This window comes from Eudoraea sp. (genome assembly GCF_049669105.1).
GTDB lineage: Bacteria > Bacteroidota > Bacteroidia > Flavobacteriales > Flavobacteriaceae > Eudoraea.
In genome coordinates, this window is record NZ_JBATKE010000130.1 from 1 (window position 1) to 7,220 (window position 7,220).

The window sequence follows — 7,220 nt, forward strand, 5'->3', positions numbered from 1 at the left end:
CGATTAGTAATTTCATATTTTGTGATTTTTACGTTCTATCAAATAATATACAAGTGGTACAACCAGCAGCGTAAGTACTGTTGAAGCAATAGTTCCTCCCATTAATGAAATTGCCAGGCCCTGAAAAATAGGATCAAAAAGAATGACAAAGGCACCAATTACGACAGTACCGGCGGTTAGGAGTATGGGAGTTGTACGAACTGCGCCTGCGTCAATAACCGCTTGTTTTAAAGGAATACCTTCTGCAACACGAAGGTTTATAAAGTCTATAAGCAACACGGAATTTCTTACCATTATTCCAGCCAATGCTATCATTCCAATAAAAGAAGTAGCCGTAAAAAATGCATCTAACAACCAATGGCCCAGAACAATTCCCACCAAAGAAAGTGGAATTGCCACCATCATCACTATCGGTGCCTTAAAATTTTGAAACCACCCTACTATTAAAATATAGATAATGACAATAACCCCAAGAAATGCAATTCCCAAATCCCTGAATACCTCCAATGTAACTTGCCATTCTCCATCCCATTTTATAGTGTAATCATCTTCAAAATCTGGCTGTTTAATGTAAAGTTCTTCAAGCTTATATCCTTCCGGAATATCTATATCCTTTAATTTATCACTCATGCCCAGGATAGCATAAACCGGGCTCTCCAATTCGCCAGCCATATCAGCAACAACATAAACCACCCGTTTTTGATTTTTTCTATAAATGCTTTTGGCAGTAAAGGTTTTATTAATATCCGTTAAATCTCCTATGGTATTCATAGTACCCATTTTTGATTTAACCTTGAGTTGAGAAATATCATCAATAGTAGATTTCTCTTTTTCGTCCAGGGCAAGTATCAGATCTACCTGATTGGATGCGTCTTCATCATATAAGTTCGTTATGGCTCTCTCAGAAAGGGCCAAATTTAATGTTTGAGTAATTTGCTGTGGTGTCACACCATAAAGCATTGTCTTTTGCTTATCTATGATGAATTCATACTCGGTTTGGTCTGCTTCTACCATCCAATCCACATCCACAACATCTTTGGTATTGTTTAAAAGGCTCCGTACCTGATTAGCGACAGCAATCTGCTCGTCATAATCCGGTCCATAAATTTCTCCTACGATGGTTGATAACACCGGTGGTCCCGGGGGTACTTCCACCACTTTTACGTTCGCATTATATTTTTTTCCGATTTTACTAATTTCAGGGCGCAGCAGGCTTGCAATTTGATGACTTTGAGCACTTCTTTCGTGTTTATCTACTAAGTTTACCTGGATATCAGCAACATTGCTACCGCTCCTGAGATCATAGTGCCTTACCAGTCCATTAAAGGTTATAGGAGCTGAAGTTCCTACATAACTTTGATAATTAATAACCTCCGGACGAGTAGATAAATACTGGGAAATCTCTTTAGCAACAACAGCAGTCCTTTCAAGCGTTGAACCTTCAGGCATGTCTATGACCACCTGAAATTCATTTTTATTATCGAAAGGCAGCATTTTTACAGCAACCGTTTTAGTAAAGAACATGGCTACCGAAGCCAATAACAAAATGAAAGTTATTCCCAGAAATATCCATCGTATTTTTTTATTTTCCAACAAAGGTTTTTCAAATCTCTCGTAGATCCTATATATAAAAGTTTCCTCTAGTTGTTTCTCTTCTTTTTTCTTGCCCTTTTTTTCCTTTTCACGCAGAAAAATAAAACCGAGGTAAGGAGTAATTGTAAGTGCCACAAACAATGACAATATCATTGCTATAGATGCTCCAATTGGCATTGGGGACATATATGGGCCCATTAATCCTGAAACAAAAGCCATTGGTAAAACCGATGCAATTACCGTAAAAGTTGCCAAAATCGTTGGGTTCCCAACTTCATTTATAGCATAAAGTGCAGCTTGTTTGAACGGCAAACGCTTCATTTTAAAATGACGGTGCATGTTCTCTGCAATAATTATGGAATCATCCACGACTATTCCCGTTACAAACACCAGGGCGAAAAGAGTTATCCTATTGAGTGTATAGTCCAGCATATAATAGCTGAGTAATGTAAGGGCAAACGTAATTGGGACTGATAAAAACACTACCAAACCACCTCGCCAACCCATGGCTAACATAACCACAAAAGTGACCGCAATGATTGCGCCTATGAGGTGCATAAGTAATTCTGATACTTTTTGAGAAGCAGTTTCGCCATAATTACGGGTAACTTCCACATGCACATCGGACGGAATCAAATTTTGTTTCAGATGATCTACCTTTTTCAGGATAATATCCGAAATCTTCATTGCATCTGCTCCCTTTCGTTTGGCTATGGAAATGGTAACAGCCGGATATTCAGAATTATACAGCCGGGCATTTTCGCTCGCCTGGCCAAAACCAAGAGAAACATAATTTTTGGGCAATTCAGCTCCATCATGTATTGTCGCAATTTGTTTAAGGTATATTGGTTGATTTTGTTGAACGCCTACTACCAAATTTTCAACATCCTCTGTAGTTTCCAAAAATCTTCCGGTGGTTACTGTGAACTCTGTATCATATTTATCAAAACTACCACTGTTTAGCTGGCTATTGTTGGCCTTTATCATCTGGGCAACGGAAAGAAAATCCAGACCGCTTTCTGCCATCTTATTTTTGTCGAGTACTACCCTTAATTGCCTGTTCCTGCCACCAATTTTCTGGATAGCCGAAACATCATTTATCTTTTCAATTTCGTCAGTAATTTCCTGTGCAATCTGCTTCAGTTGGTAATCATCGTAACTCTCACTCCACAATGTTAACCCCAACATTGGCACATCATCAATGGCCCTTGTTTTTACCAAAGGAAAAGTCACGCCCTGTGGCATGATATCCATATGCTTATTAATCTCATTATAGAGTTTAACAAAAGACCGCTCAATATCCTCCCCCACATAAAACTGCACAATAACCATTGCCTGTTCATTCATGGAAGTAGAATAAACATATTCAACTCCTTTGATATTGGAGATAAGTTTTTCCAGAGGCTTTACCACCCTTGACTCAACTTCGGTAGGGCTGGCTCCCGGGTATCCCACAAAAATATCAGCAATGGGAACATCAATCTGAGGTTCTTCCTCCCTTGGAATTAAAAAGGAGCTGTATACTCCAATGATCATAAAAACTATCATTAGGAGCACCGTTAGCTTTGATCCTATAAACGACTTTGCAATTTTCCCTGCTAATCCTTCTTTCATATTTTTATTATTGCTTTATGAACTTCTTTTCTTGGTGGGCGGTAAATAAACCTAACCCGGATCTATTGTATAGATATTCTAGCCCCGTTATATAGTTTTCCATTTGATGAAATAATAAAACTTTCATCTGCTGTTAAGCCAGACAAAACCTCAACCTTATCACCATAGGTCCGTCCTAAACGAAGCCATCTGAGAAGGGCCGTGTTAGTCTCGCTTACTGTATATACTCCGGATAATTGACCTTTTTGAACAACTGCCTCAAGTGGTATTAAAGTTGCTCTTGATTGATTATCGCCTGCTATAGGAAATTTGACTGTGGCATACATCCCGGATAGGATAGGCGCGCTTGTTTCCGATAAGGACACTTTAACATGATACTGACCACCTGTATTTTTAGATGAGCTACTTACCTCAACAACTTCACCCGGGACAATCTCATTCAAGGAGTTCAAACTTACCTGCACTTCCATGCCCTGCTTGATTTTTGTTATTTCAGATTCGGGTACTAAAGTGAGCACCTGATATTTCCCGGGAGCTTCTACTTCAAGAAGAGGCTTTCCAGGATTTGCCATATCACCGGGGTTTATGAACTTATTGGTTACTACTCCGTTAAAAGGAGCACGAATATCTGCATAAGAAAATTGTGCATTTACTTCATTTTTCATTTGCTTTGCGCCCTCCAGTCTCGCTTTGGCCATATTGAAATTAGCAGTTATATCATCCAGCTCCTTCTGTGAAGCGCTATTTTCATTAAACAAAGCGGTAAATCTTTTCAGGTCTTTTTCTGAATTGTTATAGGCTGCTGTAGCTTCAGCAATTCCGGCATTTACCTGGGCAAGCTTCGCAGACAGTTCTGTGTTGTTGATGCTCAATAGAAGTTGTCCTTTGGTAACCTTATCCCCCATCCTGACATGAATCTTGTCTACATGTCCCATGATTCGGGTGCTTAAGTTGGCACTTTTAACGGCTTCTATGGTTCCACTGGTGGAAATCATATTCGGACCATCAATCTCACCAACCATTCTTACGGTTACCGGAATAACAAGCTCATTTGCCTGTTGCTCTTTCTTCTCTTTAGTACTACAACTCCAGACAAGAAGTATCAGAAGTATCACGTATAATTTTTGCATATTTCGGTTTTTATTCTTCATTATTTAATTATTCCTTTGTTAAAAATTCCATGTAGGCCACAGCAGAATTATGCTGAAAAATGGTGAAATAATATTCCAGTTGTTTCTGAGCATATTGCGTTTCTGCTAAGAGCAGATCCGTCGTTTTTTCCAAACCTTGTGCAAAACGATTGCTCCGAATTCTGAGTGCTTCTTTGGATTGATTTAAAGCCAGGGTCGTAAGCTCCAGATTATTTTTGGTATCCTGAAGCATCCGCCTCGCTTTGTTGAGTTCTAGCTGACTTTCTGATTTGTATTGCTCTAATTCCAATGTGGCTTTTTCAAACTCTGCTTTACTTTTATGGGCTTTACCAAACCGTTTAGTCCCGTTCAGGATGTCCCATCTTAATTCTGCCCCAAAAAGATAGCCGCTGGCACTTCCTCGAAACACCTGTTCATCATGTAATTCGTAGGTTCCAAAGGCATTCAATTTTGGTAAAAAACTCATTTTATCCGACCTATATGTTTGATAATAGGCCTCTTTAGCTGATTCCATTGCCAAAATATCTTTTCTATTCTCCGATACATTTTCCAAAGAAAATTGGTTTGCAAAAACCTTGAGTGAATCGGCTGGGACCATTATTTGGTAGGTGGAGTCATTCATCATAACCGACAAGTAATTGGAGGCATTTTGAATATTGCTTTTTGCATACTGCAGTTGATTATCAATTTCTGTAACCCGCACTTCCACCGCCAGCACATCAGATCGTTGAAGGTATCCCTGTTTGAAACTGTTGTCTGCAAGCCTTTTGTTTTCCATAGCAGCCACTTTTGTTTTTTCCAAAACTTCTACTGTTTTGTATGCCAGCTGTAACTGCATGTATGCTTTTTCAACCTCCAGCATCAGGTAATCCCGCGTGCGCCCGGATTGGTATTCCGAGGCTGTCAATTTGGCTTTTGCTGCTTTGCGCTGGTAGAAACCATCAAAATTCAACAAGGGTTGTTGAATTTCAAACCGGGTTGCATAATCTTCAATTTGACTTGGGTTATTCAGGCGGTCCGGATCAAAATCGGCTTGTGTTACAATTTGCTGATTTAATTTAACACCAAAAGCCATCAACGGATTGTTAGTGGCTATGCCTGTATGTGAAAGACTAATATTGGGCAAGAGTACGGCATTGGTTTGCCTAAAATCACCCTCAGCAGCCATAATATCCTTTTCTGTGATTTTTAAGGTTGAATTGTACTCCATCACCCTGTTCATTACCTCACCTTTGGTAATAAGTACGTCTTTTTGAGCATTTATAAAAAAAACGCTTAACATGATCAGTATTTGTAGTGCATTCTTCATCAACTAATTATTTTGAAGCAAAATTAAGCTTAGAAGAAAGTGCAAACGGTAACCTATGTTACTGAAATATGGTAACTTATGTTACAGAGTATGCAAGCAGATTATCTTGAGATGATTAAAAAGAAATTAAAGTTTGGTTCCGTAAGCAAGATCCCCGGCATCGCCCAATCCGGGAATGATATATCCTTTGGCGGTCAATTCATCATCAATAGTAGCAATCCACAAGTGTGTATTATCAGGGAAAACACTTTTTACATATTCTATCCCCTTTTTAGAACCAATAACAGAAATAATATGTATTTGTTTAGGTTGACCATGGTTTTTTAAGGCATTTAATACATTCTCTAACGTCTTACCAGTTGCCAGCATAGGGTCTGTTAATATGAGTGTTTTACCCCCCAAAGCCGGAGCAGCAAAATATTTAACGATTACATCAAATTCGTTACCTCCGGCCGGATGATGCCTGTAGGCAGAAATAAAAGCGTTCTCAGCTTTGTCAAAATAATTCAAAAGCCCACGATGTAAGGGCAAACCCGCCCTTAAGACAGAACACAAAACCAGGTTGTCTAATGGCAATGCCATGGCTTTATGGCCAAAGGGTGTTTGAACTGTACTTACCTTATAATTTAGAGTTTTGCTTAATTCATAACAAAGGATTTCACCAATCCGTTCAATATTCCTTCGAAAACGCATGGAATCCTTTTGAATATTTATATCCCTAAGTTCTGCGACAAATTGATTTAGCAAGGAGTTTTCAGCTCCAAAATTATGAATGATCATTCATTTTATGATTTACCTTAAAGATACATTTTTTAGGATTTAAACCAGTAACTTATCCCGGCGGACCAATAGAAAACCGGTTTAAGATCTTCTTCAACTATAGTATCTTCATTGATTATTGTTGCGCTGCTTTGAGGGAACGCCATCATGGGGTAAAATGAAAAGAAAAAATGCCTGTAATTGTAATGTAATGGAATTGCTAATTCTATATTGAGAACTTTAAATTTTTCAACTTCGTCAATATTAATCATATTGGGTTCCGCTGATTCGGAACCTGAATTACCCATACCATTTCCTTTTCTGTTCCCCAGGCGACTGCTACTATAGTACTGCTGATAAAAATGTTGTGTCCCCGCATACAAAGAAATACTGGGGTTAATCATTAGATTTTTATTAATGGCATAAAAAGTACGATCGAGCATCAAGCCGGTAATAATATCGGTGGAACTCCCATCATTGAAATAACTCGTTAAAGAGAAGGAAGCCTCCATTACCTCAAAATCATAGCTAACAATGCCGGTTAGATCGCCTAAAACAGAAGACATCACATTAAAACTTTCTTCATTAAAAAAGTAAGCCGTCCCCGAAATACCTCCGCTAAACTTGTTTAAATTAAAGTTGTAACCCGTACTGAGCAGAAAAAGGTCAACTCTGTTAGCTTCCGGTCCAGTCAGAAATGACAAGGACGCATCTGCAAAAAAACCTGATTTGTTGTAATACCCTATTGAGGGAAACAGATAAGGCGCAGCAATGGAGTCACGCCTTCCCATAAA

Annotated in this window: 5 protein-coding genes; all 5 read right to left on the reverse strand. The window is 38.8% G+C overall.

Going from position 1 to position 7,220, the window contains the following annotated elements; genetic code table 11:
• Positions 1-12 precede the first annotated feature (12 nt).
• Positions 13-3,207 (reverse strand): efflux RND transporter permease subunit, encoded by a 3,195-nt coding sequence (locus tag WBM60_RS10895; RefSeq protein WP_424283069.1) that lies wholly within the window; start codon positions 3,205-3,207, stop codon positions 13-15.
• Positions 3,208-3,269: 62 nt separating this feature from the next.
• Positions 3,270-4,337, reverse strand: coding sequence for an efflux RND transporter periplasmic adaptor subunit (locus WBM60_RS10900; RefSeq protein WP_424283070.1), 1,068 nt, complete (start codon positions 4,335-4,337; stop codon positions 3,270-3,272).
• A gap of 28 nt (positions 4,338-4,365) precedes the next feature.
• Entirely contained in the window at positions 4,366-5,667 is a 1,302-nt protein-coding gene (locus WBM60_RS10905; protein ID WP_424283071.1) for a TolC family protein, read from the reverse strand.
• Positions 5,668-5,793: 126 nt separating this feature from the next.
• Positions 5,794-6,447, reverse strand: a complete 654-nt coding sequence (gene upp / locus WBM60_RS10910; protein ID WP_424278508.1) for a uracil phosphoribosyltransferase — start codon at positions 6,445-6,447, stop codon at positions 5,794-5,796.
• A 32-nt stretch (positions 6,448-6,479) separates the two neighbouring features.
• The coding region (locus WBM60_RS10915; RefSeq protein ID WP_424283072.1) for a hypothetical protein at positions 6,480-7,220 on the reverse strand (741 nt) is incomplete at its 5' end.